The organism is Novosphingobium sp. 11B, from assembly GCF_054589055.1.
The window spans coordinates 21,941-41,413 of the sequence record NZ_BAAILP010000146.1 but is presented as its reverse complement, the minus strand read 5'-3'; the positions used below and the strand labels follow the sequence as shown (position 1 = coordinate 41,413).

Genomic DNA, 19,473 nt, shown 5'->3' with positions numbered 1-19,473 from the left:
TGCTCAAGGGCGGTTCTCACTTGTGCGCGGCGAACTATTGCCAGCGCTACCGCCCCGCCGCGCGCCATCCCGAGATGATCGACACTTCCACCTCGCACATCGGCTTCCGCTGCGTTCGACGTTGAATCGTTTGCTGGCATTTCGTTTCAGTCACGCAGGTGCGCGACATCAATGCCTTTAGTCAGAGCAGAGACCGAGAGCGCCCCAAGCGGACTGAATGTCGGCTTTCCAATGGCCGCCTCTCCGAAGGCGACTGACCGGAATGTCCCAATTGCCGAACGCCCGACAATGGGTGGTGGATCAGCCTCATATTATACGAGTGGGCGATTTTCCCATTCTCGCAAATCGCTTATAAGCACCAAACAATTATGGATTGCCCCGAACGTTGATCTAGCATCCGATGAGGAAGACGATATCGGCGACAGACGCAAAGTCCAAACTGCCCACCATCTTCCAAGACGTGGCTGACGGGCACAGCTATCTTGTCACCATCCATGGGCGAGCAATCGCGCAAATCGGTCCAGTCGCACCGTCTGGTAGGCTTGCGCTCGCCGCACGCGCGGCCCTGCTTGCACGCCTTGAGCGCCAGACGATCATCCGTACCAGCGCCTGGACACGCGATGATTTGTACAATGGCGATCGGTAAAATACGCCGCGGTCACCTTGGCAGCGTCGATGACGGAACTGGCAGGCGACACGATCAATCGGCATCAATCAAGCCACTCGATCCCGACCTGCGCCTCCAGGATGCGTGCCGCATGAGCGATATGCTTCAGCGAAGGGCGACGGCATGATTTCTGGAAGAAACGCCCCGTCCCTGCCCGCTTGTCCAGTTCAACAAAGGAGATTTGCATCTCTTTTGACCGGCGACGGATCGCATCGAGCGTGGGGTCTTCGAACGTCACCAAACTCGGTTGTCTTCGGACGGCGCCGATATGGGATGCCTTGCTCTTGATTTGACACAAGCGCAGTCCGGGGAAGAGCTTGATGAGTTCATTGTCGGACACGCTGTCACGATAAGCAGCATGAAGGCGTAGCACTTCCTTGTTGGTCCAGACATGGCGCCGGACCACGATCCCGATTCTCCGCACACGATGCTTGATAGCTGCAACGGTCCGACCAGGCAGCAGGCGCCGCAATGCGCGATAGTCTGGGTAGATTTCCCGCAGCACCTGGTCCTCCACCTCAGACCAAAACGGCTCAGATATGCCCTTTGCCTGATCGCTTCCGGAGCTAGGCATGGGCCCAGAATATCGTGGGTCGCCCGCCCAGAAGGATCATCGCCCGCTGGAGAGCACGCCAATCCATGTAGCTGGGCGATACGAAATATCGCCGCCTGCCAACAAAGGCGTCGAGGTCCGTCATCGAAAGGCGGCATTCGAACGCGCGTTTGCGAATGCTGTCGACAAGCGGCATTCCAGTTGGCGTGGGCGCACGCCGGGGGCGACGATATCCCTTATCGCGGGCCTTCCTCCATATTTGCGAGCGGGTCTTGCCTGGAAACATCTCGAGTAATTCCGACATGGGAATGCCTGCCACATAGGGCTTCCGCAGGCGAATAGCCTCATCGCTGGTCCATATCCGGCGAGAAGGTACGAGCCCCAATTGCCGCGCCTTGTGCATAACAGCTGCAAGGGTTCTGCGCGGCAGAGCCACGCAGGCAGCTTTCCTGTCGGGAAAGGCAGCGCACAAACGGGCGATCTCGTCATCAGTCCAGACCGGATCGCCGGCGATGGTGCATCCGGTTCGCTCGATATGACGGAGCAAAGCCATGCGCCCGCGTTCGCCGCGACTCTGACCATCAAAAGGAATCATGCTGCGCCCCGAGCGTTTCGGTCGTCGCTCAGAATTGGGGACAATCTATACGCCCATATGACATCGGCCCCAGAATATGACGCAGTTTGGAAGAAATCAGCTAACCCAACCGGCGGCACAGGATCTGTAGCCAGGAGCGCAGAATCCGGCCCAAAGGGCAAGCGTCGGCACAATCGGCACTTCAGTGCCCTACCCCCTTACGTCGCGAAGCGCCTTGCTGCATCATGATCGTGGTCCAACAGATGGCTGGATGTGCCACAGGCCCTGCGGGGTTCTGAACTGCCAGCCCGATCGGAAGGCCACGGTTGCAAGCATACAGGCTTGCAACCTGCTCATTGAACATGTGGATAGGGTCAACAAGCGAGGTGCGATCCCTGGCCCATCAGCAGCGGAGGCGCCACAGTTTCCGACAGGGATTCTAAGCTGCCGTTTTTCTGTCGATGGAGAATCAGCCTGCAATCCGATAACGGCCGTATCCGGTCTTCTGGAGCAGCCCTTCGTGACACATGCGGGAGAGATAACAGCGAGGGATACCAATGCCTGTGAGGTCCTTGGTTCTCACTTCGCCCCGCTCGCGCACGAAAGCCACGGCACGTTCTCTCAAGGATTCTTTAGGACTTCCTGCTGATTTGATACGTTCCTTACGATCGCGATCACGCTTGCGAACCCCATGCGTGGGTTCTCGTGGCAATGACAAAGGCGCATCCTTCGCAAATTCGCAAGACTGGACCGCCACCTTTAGCAATGAATTTCTTGCCATAGCGCGATATCGTGATATGGTTTTTCTTGCTTCATCGGATACGAATATTGAATTTTTTTAGACGTATACTGAAATGGGAGCCAACTTCTTCCGCTCCAGATCATGATCACAGGATGATGACCGCCCGACCCCAAGCGGGCGCGCGACAGCGGATAATACTTCCAAAGATCAGCTTCTTACCGTCTCCGATCGAATCCGGTTCGGCAGCGCGCGGCCGGCTGCGAAGTCGCTTACGCTCTGCAGTGTGGTCCGCGCGATCGCGTCCAGTGCTTCCTCGGTGAGGAATGCCTGGTGCCCGGTCATCAGCACGTTGGGGAACGTCAGAAGCCGCTGCAGCAGGTCGTCGTCGATGATCTCGCTGGACAGGTCGTCGAAGAAGACCCCCGCCTCCTGCTCGTAGACATCGAGGGCGACGCCGCCGACGCGGCGCTGCTTGAGCGCCTCGATCAGCGCGGCGGTGTCGATCAGGGCGCCGCGACTGGTGTTGACCACGACAAGACCCGGCCGCGCCGCCGCGAGGACGGCGGCATCGATCAGGTGATACGTATCCGGCGTCAGGGGACAGTGCAGCGTGACGATTTCCGATTCGCAGAGCAAGGCCTCTCGCTCGACGTAGCGCACGCCGATTTCGACCAGCCCCTCATCGACCACCGGATCGCTCGCCAGCACGTCGCAGCCGAACCCGGCGCGCAGCGTGCGGGCGACGAGAGCACCGATCTGGCCGGTGCCGACGACGCCCGCCACCCGGCCATGTAGATTGCGGCCGACAAGCCCGTCCAGCGCGAAGTTGTTCTCCCGCACCCGCGACCACGCGCGGTGGATCTTGCGGTCAAGCGAGAGCAGCAGCCCGACGGTGAATTCCGCCACAGCATGGGGCGAATAGGCGGGCACCCGCACCACCGCGATCCCGAGCCGGTCGGCGGCGGCAAGATCGACGTTGTTGTACCCCGCGCACCGCAGCGCCAGCAGCCGCACGCCTGCACTCGCGAGCGCTTCGAGCACGGCCCGGTCGGCCTTGTCGTTGACGAAGACGCAGACCGCCTCGTGCCCTTCGGCGAGCCGGGCGGTCGAGAGCGTCAGGGGAGCGTCGAGGAACTGCAGGTCGAAATCATGATCCGCATTGGCAGCTGACAGAAACGTGCGGTCGTAGCTACGGGTGCCATAGACGGCGATGCGCATCGTTCGACCTCGTTCGAATGGACCGGCGCGACGATGCCCGCCCCGGCAGGTCCTGTCCACCGCGGCCTTGCGCCGGACCGCATCGGGGCTATCGTAGGGCCATGTCTCGCATCCGCATCGCCGCCCTCTCCGCCCTGCTTCCCCTGACCTTCGGCGCGGCGCCGGCCCTCGCAGCGCTATCGCCTGCCGAACGCCAGATCGTGAGCACCGCCGATGCGGGCACGGAAAGCGATATCGCCCTGCTCGAAAAGCTCGTCGCGCAGAACAGCGGCACCCGTAATCTTGACGGCGTGCGCAAGGTGAACGCCATGGTCGCGCCCGAATTCGCGGCGCTGGGCTTCGAGACGCGCTGGGTGCCGATGGATGCGGTGGGCCGCGCCGGGCACCTCATCGCCACGCACAAGGGCAAGCGCGGGACGACCCGGATGCTGCTGATCGGCCATCTCGATACCGTGTTCGAGCCAGGCTCCCCCTTCCAGACCGCCCGGCGCGAGGGCACCATGCTGCACGGCCCCGGCGCGGCGGACGACAAGGGCGGCGTCGTGGTGATGCTCGCCGCGCTCAAGGCGATGAAGGCGGCGGGCACGCTGGCGGGCGCCAACATCGAGGTCGTCCTCACCGGCGACGAGGAGGCTGCGGGCGAGCCCGTCAGCCTGGCCCGCGCCGACCTGGTCGCGGCGGGCAAGCGGGCCGACGTCGCGCTCGATTTCGAGGGGCTGGTGATCGTCGACGGACAGGACTACGGCTCGGTCGCGCGGCGCTCGGCGGGGGATTACACGATCACCGCCAGCGGGATCACCGCGCATTCCAGCGGCATCTTCTCGCCGGAGGTAGGCGACGGCGCCGTCTTCGAACTCGCGCGCATCATCACCGCCTTCCGCGAGGAATTGCCCGAGCCCAACCTGACCTTCAACATCGGCCTCGTCGGCGGCGGCGCCACGGCAGCGCTCAGCGGAGACGAGGCGCAAGTCACCGCCACCGGCAAGACCAACATCATCCCGCCCGTCGCGATCGCCAAGGGCGACTACCGCGCTCTGACGCCCGAGCAGGTCGAGCGGGTCAAGGCCAGGATGCAGGCCATCGTCGCCCGTCACCTGCCGCGTACCGACGCGGCCATCCGTTTCAAGGACGGCTATCCGCCGATGGCGCCCACGCCCGGCAACCAGGCGCTGCTCGACCGGCTCAACACGATCAACACCGACCTCGGTTTGAAGGCCATGCCCGCGCTCGACCCGCTGAAGCGCGGTGCGGGCGACATCAGCTTCGTCGCACAGTACGTCGATGGACTGGCAGGGCTCGGCCCGTCGAGCAGCGGCGATCATACACCCGAGGAGCGCGTCGACCTTTCCAGCTTCCCACGCCAGATCAAGCGCGCCGCCCTGCTCATGACCCGCTTGAGCCGTGAGCCTGCCGGGCGCTGACAGCCTTTTCCGTCATGGTGCATGCCCTGATCCGCGCCATCGTAAATTAACCATTTGCTGCCAGACGGCCCCGGCCATAAGGGGCCGCAAATGAGCTTTCCGGACGTCGATACGCTGCGCCTGTGCAGCATCCTCGCCTCGATGGCGTTCGGCATCGTCTTCACGGTGCTGTTCTTGCGCGCCCGCAGCGAGCGGCACTTCCTGTGCTGGGGCATGTCCTCGCTGCTCTACAGCGGCGCGATCCTCGCCTTTTCGTTCGCGCCGCTGCGCACGCCTGTCATCGTCACCCTGCTTTATGCAGTGCTCGGAATGACCAACGTGCTGCCGGTGACCGGGGCTCGCCTGCTGGAAGGACACAGCGCCTTCGTACGCTGGATGATAATTCCCATAGCCAGCGCGGCCCTGGGCCATGGCCTGCCGCTTGTGCTGGGCGCCGCTGGGCTCGTTCAGCCCTACGGCATCTGGCAGACGATAGGCGATGCGCTGGGCCTGTCGATCTCGATGGGGCTTTCCGGGTACATCCTGGCCTTCACCGGCAACGCGGCGCAATCGTCCGGGCGGCGCATGGCGGGACTGTCGATGCTGGCCTACCTGCCGGGCTACATGCTGTCGATCGTCGCGACGATCTGGGCGATGCCCGGAGACGAGTGGGTCGCGCTGCTGGCCATGCTGTCCGACCAGATCCTGCTCGGCGTGCTCAACCTCGGCCTGCTGGCGATCCCGGTGGAACTGGTGCAGAGCCGCCTGCGCAACGCTGCCTTGCGTGACATGCTGACGGGCACGTGGAACCGGGCCGGGCTGGAACATGTCGCGCCCCGCTTCCTCGTCGCGGGGGCCGGAGTGATTGCCCTCGACGTCGATCACTTCAAGTCGATCAACGACCGTTTCGGCCATGCCGCCGGAGACGAGGTGCTGGCGACCATCGGGCAGGAATCGCGCCAACTGGCGGCGAAGTCGTCCGGGCAGGTGATCCGCCATGGCGGCGACGAGTTCCTCGTGCTGCTGCCGCCCTCGCAGGATGCACAAGCCTTCGCGCGGACGCTGAAGACCTACCTTGCCGACCATGGCGCCGGATCGGGCTGGGGCGTCAGCATCGGCATCGCGCATGTCGCTGCCGAGGACGCGACGCTGGGCGAAGCGGTGAAGCGGGCCGACGCCGCGCTCTATCAGGCCAAGGCGGCGCGCGCGCCCTTCGTGCCGGTCATCTGACGGCTCAGGCCAGAGCCAGTCCCCCTGCTCCCACGCACGACGCGACCAGCCCGATCTGGAGCGCACGGCGGAAACGCGGCGGCGCGAAAGGCGCGAAGGCGGCCGCCAGCACCAGCGCCGACCCGATCCAGAAGATCGCCGCGAACGGTGCTGCGTTGCCGATGACGAAACGCGCCACCAACGTCAGGGCAAGCGCCATGGGGCTTCCCCATACCACCGCGTCCCATGCCTTGAGCAGACGCGGTTCGTCGTGGCCGCGCCGCCGCCGCTTGCCAAGCCAGATGTAGGTTCCGGTCGCGCAGATCGCCGTCAGCGCCGTGCCGAACAGAACGTAAGCCAGCTTGACCGGCAATCCGCCGAAATTCCCGAAGTGCAGCCGGTAGTTGGAGGCCGCCGCCTGCTGCCCCAGTTCGCCGTCCGCGAGGCCCGCAACGCCGAGGAAGCGTCCGCCCGCATCGAAACGGTAACTCTCACCGAAGATCAGGCGCCTTGCGTGGAGCGCGGAGACCTGAATCTCCTGCCCGCGCGTCAGCGGATCGTGGAGCGTCACGTAAGTGATCGTCACCTGCGGATAATGCCGCGCCATGTAATCGAGCGCTGCCGCGACGTTCGGTGCGGGGGCAACGCGCTTGTCGGGCTTGCCCTCCTCGCCGAACAGCGGCTCGTAGACGGCCTCGACGTTGCCGCCATGGTCGAGCGAGGCGATGGCGTAAGCCGTGATCGACCCGAGCCCGATCACCGCGCCGGTCAGCGCCACGGCCACCGTGAAGGGCAGCGACCATACGCTCATCCGGTTGTGCCAGTCCGCCAACCCGAGCCCGGTCTGGTTGCGCGCGCGCAGCAGGAAGGCATCGCGGAAGATACGCGGATGCGCGATGACGCCGGTGAGCGACAGCGCCAGCATCATCACCCCGAGGATGCCGACGATCGACATGCCCACGAGCGCCGGCAGGTTCAGCGTGTAGTGAAGCTCCACCAGGAAGTCCGACCAGCCGATCTCCTCGGCATTGGCGAGCCGGCCATCCGCCGCGACATGGGTGGCGCGGGTGTCGGTGGTGATGGTCGTGCGCGGCAGTTCCTCGACCGGCATGTGGACGTAAAGGTGCGTGGTGACCGGCCCGCCCTGCTCGGCCTTCAGCGCCGCTTCCACGCCGCGCTGGACGGCGACGGGCGCGATGGTGGCCATCTCGGGCGCCTTGTCCTGCTCGGCGCGCTGGAGTTCTGCGTAGAACACCGCGATCGTCCCCGTCAGGCTGACGATGTAGAGCAAGGCGCCAGCGATCAGCCCGATCGCGGCGTGGGCCGACAGCGCGCGCTTGACGGTCGAAGGGTCCGGAGCAGTGGTCATGAAAGCAGTCCTGCGGCCAGAGCAGGCCATGCCGGCAGAGTCGAAATGGCCAGGACCTTAACCTGCCCGCGCCGGGTAGGCTGCATGAGTACGGCATAGGCGATCAGCATCCACGCCACCGGCATGGCGAAGAACGCCAGCGCCAGAGCATTGGCAAGGCTCCATCCCAGCATCCGCCCCAGCGCCGCAATCGCCAGCGCCGCGCCCACCGAGGGCAATGCCGAGACGATGCCGACCAGCACGAACGTCAGCACGCGCCCGCCGAGGCGCAATGGTTCACCGCTCTCGGGCAGCATTCCGGCGCGGCGGTTGGAAGCGGCAACCTTCGCAGGCTCCGAGACGAGCGCCGCATGGGCCAGCAATACGAAGGCCGCGCCCATTGTCCAGAGCGCGGCAATGGAGGTGCCCCACGCCCCGGAGCCCATCCAGCCGACCACTGAGGAAACGAGCAGAAGCGCCCAGCCGAGGGCATTCAAAGGCATCGAACGCCGGGCTTGCCGCCACGCAAGGCGCAAGCCCGCGACACCGGCAATGCCCGCCGCGGAGGCAAGCGCCAGAAGCATGTCGCCGGACGTCACTGCTTGCTGCTCGGGCCGAAGAATCGAAATGCGCGCATCAGTTTCCCTTGCCTCTCTCAACGGTCAACTAATGCGATCAATTTTCAATAGCAAGGTAAGGGCTGGTTTGCTCTGGACCCGCTCCGGAGACCACCATTGCTTCGTTTACAAAGATGGGGCTGCGATGGGCTTGGAGTGGACCGAGGGTGAGTGTTTGTCTGAAAACATCATCCGTCATCCCCGCGAAGGCGGGGATCCATCTGACGCCGGTGCAACCGGCACCGTCAGGAAGGAGATGGGCTCCCGCCTTCTCGGGAATGACAATGATACAGGTGACGGCGATCACGCTGTAGAATCGAGAACTAGAAAGAAGGACGCGGCCTTCACCGCGCCCCTCCCCTCCGCCAATCAGAACTTGATCGAAACGCCTGCTGTCGCGCGGTCGGTGTGGTAATCACCCTGCCGCACGATCGCGTACTCGACGCGCATCTTGATGCCGTTGGTCAGCTTGAGCCCCAGTTGGCCGCCCGCCTCGAACGAGTCCTTGTCGGCATCGACGCTCGACACCAGCCAGTCGGCCGCGCCCAGTTCGGCGGTGCGCACGGCCGTCGCGTCCTTGAGTTCGTGGCGCCAGTTGCCGAACAGCCCGGCCTCGACCGGATTGCCGACGCCGATCGCCAGTTCCGCGCCCAGCTTGGTCCGTGCGCTGGTCCACTTCTCGCTCGGCATGGTCAGGCCGATGACGGTGGAGCCCGTTTCGGCCACCGAACCGGCCTTGCTGCGCGCGATCTCGATCCCGGCGACGGGCCGGATCACCGAACGATCGCCGAGCTTGAGGTCTACCTTGGCTTCCAGTGCGGCCGTCAGCGTCTTGATCTTGTAGCTGTCGGTGGCGCGCTGATTGCCGGTCATCAGGCCGACGTTGCGGATCGTATCGAGGCTCGCCTCGTTGTAGCCCACCACGAGGCCCAGCGAGAGTGCACCGAAACGATGCGCGCCGTAACCGAAGGCGGACCAGGTCTTGATGGCCGCCGAGCTGCCGACATCGCTGTACATGTCGCCGTCTGTATAGCTGCCGCCGATACCGATCCGGGTGCCGTCGATGTTCACCGCGTTGATGCCTGCGATCACGCCGTGCGCCTTGCGGTCATAGCCATAGGCGATGCCGTCCTCGCCCACTTCGGTGGACTGGCCGATGTAGCGACCCCATGCGGTCGCACCCTTGCGGGTCGATTCCACGCCGCAGCCATCGTCGGTGCCTTGCGGCGCCGGGTTGGTGAACTGGCCGGGCGTCTGCACCGCAGGCGAGCAGCCCCAGGGTTCCTGCGCGGCGCTCAGCGCGGTCTGGCTGATGTCGCGCGCAGAACTCAGCGCCATCTGCAGCGTGTCGGCATGGATCTCGCCACTGATCTGCGAGAAGGCATAGCCCAGTTCCCCTGCGTCGTAGCCGTAGAGGCCGCTGAACAGCGGATAGTAGGTTCCGCTGCGCGCGCCGGCCGCCGGACGGACGCCGTCGAGCCCGGCCGCTGCCCATACCGCGTTGCGCTTCCATCCCGCGCCCGCGCCGAACGTGGCGAAGCTGGTCGGGGTCACCGCCGCGAGCACCTGCGTCGAGCGATAGATCACGTCGAAGCGCGTGTTGGCCGCAAGTCCCGAACTCGGCTGCACCACCGAATCGAACGCCCCCGAGCCGACCGCGCCGCCATCGACGATCACGAAGGTATCGCCCACCACCGGAGTGAAGGTATTGTTGCCGCCAGTGATCCCGCGCAAGGTCGGCGCAAGGATGCCGTTGGGCTGGAACGTCGCGCCGGTGGTCAAGGCCAGGCGATCGTAAGTGCCCGCGCCGCCCGCCGCGTTGTAGGTGCGGCCGTCGATCTCGACTTCGAAGGTCGCGTCGTCGGCAAGGGTCACGTCACCCGCCGCGACGACCAGCGTGCCGGGGCTGTTGCCCGGGGCGAGCGTGCCGCCGGAATTGACCGTGACGTCAGCCACGATCGTGCCGCTGCCGCCCAGCCGCGCGCCGTCGTTGACGGTGACACTCGCGGCCGAGAGCGCCGAATTGACCAGCAGCGCACCGCCATCGACCACGAAGCCTTCGTTGAGCGTGCTGATCGCGCTCGACAACGTCAGGGCGCCCGCGCCGGTCTTGGTCATGCCGCCAACGCCGGTCAGGCCACCGGTCAGCCCGACATCGAAGCCGTTGCTGTCGATCGTGCCGCCCTGGCTCTGGACGGTGAATGCAGTGGCCACGTCACCGCCCGAGGCGAACTGCAGGGTGCCGCCGACGAAGTTCGGATTGACGTCGCCATCGTTCACTTCCTGCGTCGTGTAGAACGCCTTGGCGAGATCGATGTCTGGAATGTCGCCGCCGATCGGGATCAGCACGTCGGAGCCGCGCGTAAGGTCGGTCGCGGGGTCGAAGTCGACGTTCGCGTTGGCGCTGGGAATGGCGTTGCCGAAGCCGTCGACATAGACATAGCCCGAGTGCGCGCCGTATGGGCAGTCGAGCGCTACGAAAAGCAGATCGTAGTCATGGCTCGCGACCATGTCGATGTCCTCGACCTTCCAGTCGCTCGTCACGTAACGCCCGGCCTGGCGGAAGATCGTCGTGTTCTGCGCGGTATAGGCGCTGTAGGCGATGTTGTTGATGACCTTGCCGGTCGTCTTGTCCACCACCTTGATGATGAACGAGGGACTGTCGGTCGCTCCGTGCGACGGCTCCAGTATCGCATTCCAGGCGTAGTAGAGCTTGTTGCCGGTGTAATTGGCGACCGACTGAGAGAGCGCGGTGACGCCATAGTTGGGGCTCATGTCGTTGAGCCGGATCGCGTGGTTGCCCGCGAACACGGTCGGCGTACCGGTGAACGGATCGAGGTCGCCCGCATTGGTGATGGTGTAGGAATTGGGCGCCCCTGCCCAGGTCGAGTCCGCAGGCGGCCATTGCGCCGTGCTGGTCCAGGTGCCCCCGGTGAGCACCCAGCCGGTGGTGTCGCCGCTTTCGAACCCCGGATTGACGACGGTTTGCCCCAGGACCGGCGCCGCCAGAGCCAGAGAAGCCGCAAGCGCCATGGCGCTGACCGCCCCCCGCGCGTTGATCAGGCGCGCGTTGATCAGGCACGGGGCCGCGTTCACGGCAAGCGTGTTGGGTGTCGCACTACCAAACATGATGTCCCCCTCATGACGAAGCAAAGATGCCTCGAGCGCAGGGACTAACTCACGCAAAGACGGGCGAATAGTAATCAACCCTGTCAGGAAAATTACAAGGTCGGTTATCTTGTTAACAGAGAGACTTTTACTAGTGTATACTTAGATACACTCGAAATTCCAAGTTTCTGGAAGACATACGAAAAAGGCGTCGCCGGGGTACGGCGACGCCTTTTCGAACATATGCGGTGCGATCAGGCCAGCACGCCGTGGCAGTGCTTGTACTTGTTGCCGGAACCGCAAGGGCACGGCGCATTGCGGCTAATCTGGAGATCGGCCCAGGGGTTGCCCTCGCCGCTTGCACCTGCCGGAGCACCTTGCACGACACCCTCGGGGCTGCCCGCGAGGTTGCCGAACAGTTGCGCCATCTGCGCCGAACCATCGCCGTCCGCCGAATTGTCGAGACCGGTGAACGGATCGATGTGGCCGGTCAGGAAGTCCGGCAATTCAGGCAGCTGCGTCTGCTCGGGCATGCGCAGTTCGCTGACCGAGATGATCCGCGTCACGTCTTCGCGGATGCCGTCGAGCATGCGCTCGAACAGGCCGAAGGCTTCCTGCTTGTACTCGTTGATCGGCTGCTTCTGGGCATAGGCGCGCAGGAACACCACCTGGCGCAGCGCGTCGAGCGTGGCGAGGTGCTCCTTCCAGTAGTGGTCGAGCCGGTCGAGCAGGATCGACTTCTCGACCTGGCGCCAGATTGCCGGGTCGTCCTGGCTCATCTTCGCGGCCATGTGGGCATCGGCCAGCTCGGTGATGCGCTGCTCGATGTCCTCGGGTTCGAGGCCGTCCTCCTCGATCCACGCCTCGATCGGGGCGTCGATGGCGAGGATGTCCTGCACCTTCTCCTTGAGGACCGCGATGTTCCAGTGCTCGGGGTAGGAACCGGCCGGGCAGGCATCGGCGACGAGCGAGTTGATGGTGTCATGGCGCATGTCCACCACGACATCGTCCACCGCTTCGGCATCCATGATGTCGGAGCGCTGCTCGTAGATCACCTTGCGCTGGTCGTTCATCACGTCGTCGTATTCGACGACCTGCTTGCGCACTTCGTAGTTGCGGGCCTCGACCTTCTTCTGCGCGGTTTCGATGGCCTTCGACAGCCACTTGGAACCGATCGCCTCGCCGTCGGCCAGATTGCTGTTCATCATCTTGGAGAACAGCGTGTCGGGGCCGAAGATGCGCAGCAGGTCGTCTTCGAGGCAGAGGTAGAACTTCGACAGGCCCGGATCACCCTGACGGCCCGAACGGCCGCGCAGCTGGTTGTCGATGCGGCGGCTTTCGTGGCGCTCGGTGCCGATGACGCACAGGCCGCCAGCCGCGAGGACGAGGCGCTTCTGCTCGCCGACTTCGGCCTTGATCCTGGCGATCGCGGCGTCGCGCTCAGGCCCCTCGGGCATGTCGCGCAGTTCGTCCTCGACGCGGAACTCGACGTTGCCGCCGAGCTGAATGTCGGTGCCGCGACCCGCCATGTTGGTGGCGATGGTGACCGCGCCCAGCGACCCCGCCTGCGCGACGATGTGCGCTTCCATCTCGTGGAAACGCGCGTTCAGGACCGAGTGCTTCACGCCTTCCTTGTTTAGGAAGTCCGACAGCAGTTCCGACTTCTCGATCGACACGGTGCCGACGAGGACCGGCTGGCCGGTCTCGTACTTCTCGCGGATCAGCTTGGCGATGGCGGCGAACTTGTCGAGCGTGTTCTTGTAGAACTCGTCCTCCTCGTCCACGCGCTGCACCGGCACGTTGGTCGGAATGGTGACGACGTTCATCTTGTAGATGTCGTAGAATTCCGGCGCCTCGGTCGCGGCGGTGCCGGTCATGCCCGAGAGCTTGGGATACATGCGGAAGTAGTTCTGGAAGGTGATCGAGGCGAGCGTCTGGTTCTCCGGCTCGATCTTGACGCCTTCCTTGGCCTCGACCGCCTGATGCAGGCCATTCGACCAGCGGCGGCCGTCCATCATGCGGCCGGTGAACTCGTCGATGATGACGACCTTCTCGTCCTTGACGATGTAGTCGGTGTCGCGCTTGAACATCATCACGGCCTTGAGGGCCTGGTCGAGATGGTGGACGACCTGCGTGTTCTCGACATCGTAGAGGTTCGAGCCTTCGAGCAGCCCGGCGGCCTCGAGCATGCGCTCGGCCTTCTCGACGCCGTCCTCGGTCAGCGAGATGTTCTTGGTCTTCTCGTCCGCCTCGTAGTCCTCGGGCAGCAGCTGCTTCACGATCGCGTCGACCTGGACGTAAAGTTCGCTCTTGTCGTCGGTCGGGCCGGAAATGATCAGCGGGGTGCGCGCCTCGTCGATCAGGATCGAGTCGACTTCGTCGACGATCGCAAAGTTGAAGGGGCGCTGCACCATCTGGCTGCGCTCGTGCTTCATGTTGTCGCGCAGGTAGTCGAAGCCGAATTCGTTGTTGGTGCCGTACGTGATGTCGGCGCCGTAGGCCTCGCGGCGTTCCCACTCGTTGAGGTTCGGCACGATCACGCCGACGGTCAGGCCGAGGAAGCCATGCAGCTTCTCCATCTGCTCGGCGTCGCGGCGGGCGAGGTAGTCGTTGACGGTGACGACGTGGACGCCCTTGCCTTCCAGCGCGTTCAGGTAGGTCGGCGCGGTCGCCACGAGGGTCTTGCCCTCACCCGTGCGCATTTCCGCGATCTCGCCGCGGTGGAGCACCATGCCGCCGATCATCTGCACGTCGAAGTGGCGCATGCCGTACACGCGCTTCGAGGCTTCGCGCACCGTGGCGTAGGCTTCGGGCAGGATGTCGTCGAGCGTGGAGCCGCTGGCCAGCATCTCGCGGAACTTGGGGGTCTGGGCGGCGAGTTCCTCGTCGCTCATGGCCTCCATGGCGGGCTCGAAGGCGTTGATCTGGGCGACGATCTTGTCGAGCGACTTGACGTAACGCTCGTTGGACGAGCCGAAGATGGACTTGACGAGTGCGCCGAGCATGGCGGTGAACCCCTGTTTTTCGTGAATTACATATGGTCGGTGTACGCGGCCCAAGCTCACAAGGAGGCGGCCGAACGACCGGGCGCGTGAATAAGCTCGCGAGGATGCGAAAGTTGCCGGGCGGCGCGCTTATTGGCGCGCGCGGTCTATCCCGGTGAACACCGCCGGCACGGCGACCGGCGCGAAGGCGACCGGCTGCTGCGGCGCATGAAGCCGCGTGTTGCGCAGTCCCGGTTCGGGCAGCCGCGCAAGGGCGACCGGCGCACGCGGCGCCTTGGCGGCGACCTCATGGGCGGCCAGGACCTGCACCGCCGACACCCGCGACACACAGGCCTCGGCCGGGCCGACTTGTGCGGCGAGCCCGGTAAGCAGGGCAAGCAGGGTCAGGATCAGGCGATGGGCCATAGGGAACGTCAGATAGGGTCGATGACGGGATGTGTCCACATGCGTTTGCGGCAAAGCGCACGTGAGCCTGCTTGCCCCGACTATCGACACGCAGGCGCTCAAGGCTTGCGGGCGAACAGGATCACGTGCTCCAGATCATCGCCGCCGACGGTATCGCCGGTCATCGCCTCGACCGGCACGACCTCGACCGTGAAGCCCGCTTCCGCCAGCAACGCGGCGAACGCCGCATCGGGCGTCGCAGACCAGATCGCAAGCATGCCGCCGGGACGCAGTGCCCGCATCGCCGCGTCCAGTCCTTCGCGGGAATAGAGCCAGTCGTTGATGCGCCGCGTCAGCCCTTCCGGGCCGTTGTCGACGTCGAGCAGCACCGCATCGTAGGCACCGCGCGCCGAATCGATGAGGATCGCCACATCGTCCTGCACCAGCTGGACGCGCGGATCGTCGAGGCATTCGCCGGTGTAGACCCGCATCGGGCCGAGCGCCCAGTCGATGATCTGCGGGACGATCTCGGCCACGGTCACTTCGGCGGCGTCGTCCAGAACGGCCAACGCCGCACGCAAGGTGAAGCCCATGCCATAGCCGCCGATCAGCCACTGCGGATCGGGACGCAGGCCAAGCCGATCGCATGTCATCGTGGCAAGCGCTTCTTCCGACGCGTAGAGGTCGGTGCTCATGAGTTCGTGGCGATCGAGGAGAATGACGAACTCGCCTTCGCTGCGCACCAGGCGCAGGCGATCGCCGTTCGGCACATAGGCGACGTCGATCAGTTCGTCGCCCTCTTCAAGCTGGAGGCCGGGGCCTGGAGCGGATTCGCGGACCGGATGGTCGTCCGCAGGCGCGGCGGCCTCGGCCGGGATCACTTACGGCGGGCTTTGCGCGCGGCGTAGCGGGCATCTCGCGCGGCCTTGCGCTCTTCCTCGGTCAGTTCGGGCTTGGGCGCGTTCGCAGCGGCAACTGCGGCCTTTTCCTCGGCTTCGCGCTCGCGGCGTTCCTTGGCGGCCTGGCGCTTTTCGGCCTGGGCCTGCTCGCGCGCCTGCGCCTTGGCGATACGCTCGGCCTGAACGGCGGGATCGATGGGGGTCTTCGCCTTGAGCTTTGCGAGCGCCTTTGCACGCGCTTCGGCTGCGGCGTTACGGCGGGCGTCGAAGCCCGGTTCCTTGTATGCTGCCATTACCTGCTACTTGATCTCTTTTTCATGCGTACCGTGCTGCAGGCAAGCGGGCCGACGATGCCGGAACCCGCCTGCCGCAAGGTTCAGGCGACCTGGAGGTTCACCGCGGAAGTCTTGCCACGGCGATCGGTTTCCAGCTCGTACGACACGCGCTGGTCGCGGTCGAGCGTACGCAGACCGGCGCGCTCCACAGCCGAAATGTGCACGAAGGCATCGCCGCTGCCGTCCTCGGGCGCGATGAAGCCATAGCCCTTGTCGGCATTGAAGAACTTCACAGTTCCGGTGATCATGAACTTATTCCCTTATCCGTATCGTCTACGGCCTCGAACCCGCTTGGCACGAACCGCGCCTCTGGGGCCACTGAGAATAAGGAGTGCGATTGAGACGCCCAACATTCGACCAGGGCGACATCAGCGGCGGCGCTATAGCAGCGTTCGCGAGCCCTGTCACTGTTCACGCGGCGGGCACTGCTTGATACCCTGAAAAGCGCGGTTTCCTACAGGCATATGGCGACGGTAATTTGCGGGCGATGATCCTCCCCGCCCGCCCCCCTGCTCCTCCCGCGCCGTGGCGTCGCAAGGTGACACATTGCGCGTACAAGGTGACAGGTTTACCTCGCAAGGTGACAGGTTTACCTCGCAAGGTGACACTTTCAGGGCCGGATGTGTCACCTTGCAGGGCCAAGGTGACACCTTTTCCCTCTGGACCGTGTCAACCGTGTAAACCTGCGTCACCTTGCGCGGCCGCCGAACCGCCCTTGACCTGCAACACCCAAGCGCTAGGCAACCCGCCATGTCCTACCCCGTCTCCCCGCTCGCTTCGCCCTTCCCCGCCCTGCCCGAGATCGCGGGGGTCGTGCCGCATGTCGTGCGCGCCGGCTACAAGGACTGGGGCCGCTGCGACCTCACGTACGTCACGCTGGAGGAAGGCACCGCGGTCGCGGGCGTTTTCACGAAGAACGTATGCTGCTCGTCCGAGGTCGATCTCGGCCGCGAGAACGCGAAGCTCGGCCGCGCCCGCGCGCTGGTGGTGAATGCGGGCAATTCCAATGCCTTCACCGGCTATCGCGGGCGCGAGGCGGTGGAGCAGATCATGGAGCAGGTCGCCGCGCACATCGGCTGTCCGAAGGAGCAGGTCTTCGTCTCCTCGACCGGCGTGATCGGCGTGCCGCTGCCCAAGGACAAGGCACGCGAGGGTGTGGAAAAGGCCCTCACCGCCGAGCCCTGCAGCTGGGAAGACGCGGCGAACACCATCGCCACCACCGACACTTTCGCGAAGGGCGCCGCCGCCACCGCCATGGTCGGCGATACCAAGGTAACGATCAGCGCCATCATCAAGGGCTCCGGCATGATCGCGCCCGACATGGCGACGATGCTGGGCTACCTGTTCACCGACGCCGCCGTGGAGCCGGGCTTCCTGCAGGCCTGCCTCTCGGCCGCGAACTTGCGCACGTTCTCGTGCATCACCGTCGATTCGGACACCTCGACCAGCGACACCGTCCTCGCCTTCGCCACCGGCAAGGCGGGCAATGCACCGATCACCGGCTTCGACAGCCCCGGCGCCCACGCCTTCGCCGCCGCGATCCATGACGTCTGCCGCCAGCTCGCCCACCTCGTCGTGCGTGACGGTGAAGGCGCGCAGAAGTTCATCGCCGTCTCCGTATCGGGCGCGGTGTCGGACGAGAGTGCCCGCAAGGTCGGCATGGCGATCGCCAACTCCCCGTTGGTCAAGACCGCCATCGCCGGCGAGGACGCCAACTGGGGCCGCGTCGTCATGGCCGTCGGCAAGGCCGGCGAGCCAGCCGACCGCGACAAGCTCTCGATCGGCTTCGGCGGCACCTGGGCCGCGCAGCAGGGCCTGCCGCTGGCAGACTACGACGAGGCGCCCGTCGCCGCGCATCTCAAGGGTCAGGACATCTCGATCGAGGTCGATCTCGGCCTCGGCGAAGGCACCGCAACCGTGTGGACCTGCGACCTGACGCACGGCTACATCTCGATCAACGCGGACTACCGGAGCTGATATGACTGCACCGTTCTTCACGATCTGGGGCCGCCTGAACTCGCACAACGTCAAGAAGGTGGCCTGGTTCGCCGAGGAACTGGGCCTCAAGTACCAGCGCCATGACATCGGCGGAAAGTTCGGCTTCACCGATGAATACCTCGCCAAGAACCCCAACCGCCTGATCCCCACGATCGAGGACGGCAAGGTGGTGCTGTGGGAATCGAACGCGATCCTGCGCTACATGGCGGCCGAATACGGCGGCGCTGCATGGTTTGCCGCCGATCCCATCGACCGTGCCCTCGCCGACCGCTGGATGGACTGGCAGTTCACCTATGCCGACGCGCAGCGCGCGCCGTTCCTCGCCACGGCGCGCCAGTCGCCGGATCAGTGGGACCATGCCGCCATCGCCAAGGGCATCGCCGACTGCGCGAAGCAGTTGGCGATCATGGACACGTACCTCGCCGAGAAGCCCTGGCTCTCGGGCGCGCAGTTCGGCATCGGCGACATTCCCATGGGGGTCTACGCCTACACCTGGTTCAACCTGAAGTTCGACGCCTTCGGGATCGAGCAGCCGGAGTTCCCCGCCATTGCCGACTGGTACGCCCGCATCGTCAAGCGCCCCGGCTTCGCCGCGCAGGTGATGATCCCCCTGACATGATGACGCCCGCCCTCCACGCCGCCGTCGAGACGATCATGCGCGAGGCGAGCGAGCACGCGATCCTCCCGCACTACCAGAAGCTCGCCGCCAGCCAGATCGACGCCAAGGCCCCGGACGACGTCGTCACCGTGGCCGACAAGCAGGCCGAAGCGCTGCTGACCGAGCGGCTCTCCATGCTGCTGCCCGAAGCCGACGTGGTGGGCGAGGAAGCGGTCTTCGCCGATGCCTCGGTGATGGAGCGTCTCAAGGACCGCCTGTGCTGGATCGTCGATCCGCTCGACGGCACCAACAACTTCGCCGCCGGCAAGCCGCCCTTCGGCGTCCTCGTCGCGCTGGCGGACAAGGGCGAGACGATCGGCGGCTGGATCCTCGACTGCCTGACCGGCCGCTTCTGCCGCACCGACCTCGGCGGCGGCGCCTGGATCGACGGGGAACGGATCACCGCGCGCACCACCGGGGCCGAGCCGCCGGTCGCCGCGATCTCGACGATCTTCCTCGATGACGGCGCGCGCGAGAAAGTGCTGACGCACATCGCCCCGCACTACACCCTGGTCGATATCCCGCGCTGCGCGGCCGAGCAATATCCCCGCCTCGTGAATGGCGCCAATGACATCTCGGTGTTCAACCGCACCCTGCCGTGGGACCACGCGGCGGGCGTCCTGTTCCTCAACGAGGCAGGCGGCAAGGCGGCAAGGCCGGACGGCAGCGCCTACCGCGTGGACGAGTACGAACGCCGCGACCTGATCGGTGCGTCGAGCCCGGCGCTGTGGGATGCGTTTGCGGACGTGGTGGCAAGG

Annotated in this window: 17 protein-coding genes; 6 read left to right on the top strand and 11 right to left on the bottom strand. The window is 65.1% G+C overall.

Going from position 1 to position 19,473, the window contains the following annotated elements:
- On the top strand, window positions 1-125 hold a 125-nt coding region (locus ACYPYD_RS13495), incomplete at its 5' end, for an SUMF1/EgtB/PvdO family nonheme iron enzyme (protein ID WP_459663598.1).
- Between the two features lie 585 nt (window positions 126-710).
- On the opposite strand, the gene ACYPYD_RS13490 is transcribed toward ACYPYD_RS13495, so the two are convergent.
- The 3 genes from ACYPYD_RS13490 to ACYPYD_RS13480 form a co-directional block, all read right to left on the bottom strand.
- Complete coding sequence (locus ACYPYD_RS13490; protein WP_155986150.1) at window positions 711-1,172, bottom strand: hypothetical protein; 462 nt, start codon at window positions 1,170-1,172, stop codon at window positions 711-713.
- A 61-nt stretch (window positions 1,173-1,233) separates the two neighbouring features.
- Window positions 1,234-1,815 (bottom strand): hypothetical protein, encoded by a 582-nt coding sequence (locus ACYPYD_RS13485; RefSeq protein ID WP_155986149.1) that lies wholly within the window; start codon window positions 1,813-1,815, stop codon window positions 1,234-1,236.
- 928 nt (window positions 1,816-2,743) lie between these two features.
- A complete protein-coding gene (locus ACYPYD_RS13480) occupies window positions 2,744-3,754 on the bottom strand; it encodes a 2-hydroxyacid dehydrogenase (protein WP_459663596.1) in 1,011 nt (336 codons plus the stop codon).
- 101 nt (window positions 3,755-3,855) lie between these two features.
- Here ACYPYD_RS13480 and ACYPYD_RS13475 point away from each other — a divergent pair, with 101 nt between their 5' ends.
- Together ACYPYD_RS13475 and ACYPYD_RS13470 are read left to right on the top strand one after the other, a co-directional pair.
- Window positions 3,856-5,175, top strand: coding sequence for a M20/M25/M40 family metallo-hydrolase (locus ACYPYD_RS13475; protein ID WP_008828159.1), 1,320 nt, complete (start codon window positions 3,856-3,858; stop codon window positions 5,173-5,175).
- 90 nt (window positions 5,176-5,265) lie between these two features.
- The gene (locus ACYPYD_RS13470; RefSeq protein ID WP_459663594.1) at window positions 5,266-6,384 is read left to right on the top strand and encodes a GGDEF domain-containing protein; all 1,119 of its coding nucleotides are present in this window, start codon (window positions 5,266-5,268) and stop codon (window positions 6,382-6,384) included.
- 4 nt (window positions 6,385-6,388) lie between these two features.
- On the opposite strand, the gene ACYPYD_RS13465 is transcribed toward ACYPYD_RS13470, so the two are convergent.
- The 8 genes from ACYPYD_RS13465 to ACYPYD_RS13430 all read right to left on the bottom strand — a co-directional run bounded on the left by ACYPYD_RS13465 (window position 6,389) and on the right by ACYPYD_RS13430 (window position 16,307).
- Window positions 6,389-7,732, bottom strand: coding sequence for a PepSY-associated TM helix domain-containing protein (locus ACYPYD_RS13465; RefSeq protein ID WP_459663592.1), 1,344 nt, complete (start codon window positions 7,730-7,732; stop codon window positions 6,389-6,391).
- Window positions 7,729-8,310 (bottom strand): hypothetical protein, encoded by a 582-nt coding sequence (locus tag ACYPYD_RS13460; protein WP_459663590.1) that lies wholly within the window; start codon window positions 8,308-8,310, stop codon window positions 7,729-7,731. Before ACYPYD_RS13460 ends, ACYPYD_RS13465 begins: the two co-directional genes overlap by 4 nt.
- Before the next feature lie 387 nt (window positions 8,311-8,697).
- Window positions 8,698-11,424, bottom strand: a complete 2,727-nt coding sequence (locus ACYPYD_RS13455; protein ID WP_459663588.1) for an autotransporter family protein — start codon at window positions 11,422-11,424, stop codon at window positions 8,698-8,700.
- A 266-nt stretch (window positions 11,425-11,690) separates the two neighbouring features.
- Window positions 11,691-14,441, bottom strand: coding sequence for a preprotein translocase subunit SecA (secA, locus tag ACYPYD_RS13450; protein ID WP_459663585.1), 2,751 nt, complete (start codon window positions 14,439-14,441; stop codon window positions 11,691-11,693).
- A 129-nt stretch (window positions 14,442-14,570) separates the two neighbouring features.
- A complete protein-coding gene (locus tag ACYPYD_RS13445) occupies window positions 14,571-14,885 on the bottom strand; it encodes a hypothetical protein (protein WP_459663583.1) in 315 nt (104 codons plus the stop codon).
- Between the two features lie 59 nt (window positions 14,886-14,944).
- Complete coding sequence (locus ACYPYD_RS13440; protein WP_459663581.1) at window positions 14,945-15,706, bottom strand: spermine/spermidine synthase domain-containing protein; 762 nt, start codon at window positions 15,704-15,706, stop codon at window positions 14,945-14,947.
- Window positions 15,703-16,017, bottom strand: coding sequence for a DUF6481 family protein (locus ACYPYD_RS13435; protein WP_036522694.1), 315 nt, complete (start codon window positions 16,015-16,017; stop codon window positions 15,703-15,705). The genes ACYPYD_RS13440 and ACYPYD_RS13435 overlap by 4 nt, the downstream gene beginning before the upstream one ends.
- Before the next feature lie 83 nt (window positions 16,018-16,100).
- Window positions 16,101-16,307 (bottom strand): cold-shock protein, encoded by a 207-nt coding sequence (locus ACYPYD_RS13430; RefSeq protein WP_008830881.1) that lies wholly within the window; start codon window positions 16,305-16,307, stop codon window positions 16,101-16,103.
- Window positions 16,308-16,809: 502 nt separating this feature from the next.
- On the opposite strand from ACYPYD_RS13430, the gene argJ reads away from it, so the two are divergent.
- The 3 genes from argJ to ACYPYD_RS13415 all read left to right on the top strand — a co-directional run.
- The gene (gene argJ / locus ACYPYD_RS13425; protein WP_036522693.1) at window positions 16,810-18,036 is read left to right on the top strand and encodes a bifunctional glutamate N-acetyltransferase/amino-acid acetyltransferase ArgJ; all 1,227 of its coding nucleotides are present in this window, start codon (window positions 16,810-16,812) and stop codon (window positions 18,034-18,036) included.
- Window position 18,037: 1 nt separating this feature from the next.
- Window positions 18,038-18,676 (top strand): glutathione S-transferase family protein, encoded by a 639-nt coding sequence (locus ACYPYD_RS13420; RefSeq protein ID WP_459663579.1) that lies wholly within the window; start codon window positions 18,038-18,040, stop codon window positions 18,674-18,676.
- Window positions 18,673-19,473: inositol monophosphatase family protein (locus ACYPYD_RS13415; RefSeq protein ID WP_459663577.1), on the top strand; the 801-nt coding region annotated here is incomplete at its 3' end. The genes ACYPYD_RS13420 and ACYPYD_RS13415, both read left to right, overlap by 4 nt.

Bases quoted from the DNA above. Each gene is read 5' to 3' on its own strand.
- ACYPYD_RS13470 (WP_459663594.1), top strand. From the start codon at position 5,266: ATGAGCTTTCCGGACGTCGATACGCTGCGCCTGTGCAGCATCCTCGCC.
- ACYPYD_RS13475 (WP_008828159.1), top strand. From the start codon at position 3,856: ATGTCTCGCATCCGCATCGCCGCCCTCTCCGCCCTGCTTCCCCTGACC.
- ACYPYD_RS13480 (WP_459663596.1), bottom strand. From the start codon at position 3,754: ATGCGCATCGCCGTCTATGGCACCCGTAGCTACGACCGCACGTTTCTG.
- argJ (WP_036522693.1), top strand. From the start codon at position 16,810: ATGTCCTACCCCGTCTCCCCGCTCGCTTCGCCCTTCCCCGCCCTGCCC.
- ACYPYD_RS13430 (WP_008830881.1), bottom strand. From the start codon at position 16,307: ATGATCACCGGAACTGTGAAGTTCTTCAATGCCGACAAGGGCTATGGC.
- secA (WP_459663585.1), bottom strand. From the start codon at position 14,441: ATGCTCGGCGCACTCGTCAAGTCCATCTTCGGCTCGTCCAACGAGCGT.
- ACYPYD_RS13485 (WP_155986149.1), bottom strand. From the start codon at position 1,815: ATGATTCCTTTTGATGGTCAGAGTCGCGGCGAACGCGGGCGCATGGCT.
- ACYPYD_RS13465 (WP_459663592.1), bottom strand. From the start codon at position 7,732: ATGACCACTGCTCCGGACCCTTCGACCGTCAAGCGCGCGCTGTCGGCC.
- ACYPYD_RS13435 (WP_036522694.1), bottom strand. From the start codon at position 16,017: ATGGCAGCATACAAGGAACCGGGCTTCGACGCCCGCCGTAACGCCGCA.
- ACYPYD_RS13420 (WP_459663579.1), top strand. From the start codon at position 18,038: ATGACTGCACCGTTCTTCACGATCTGGGGCCGCCTGAACTCGCACAAC.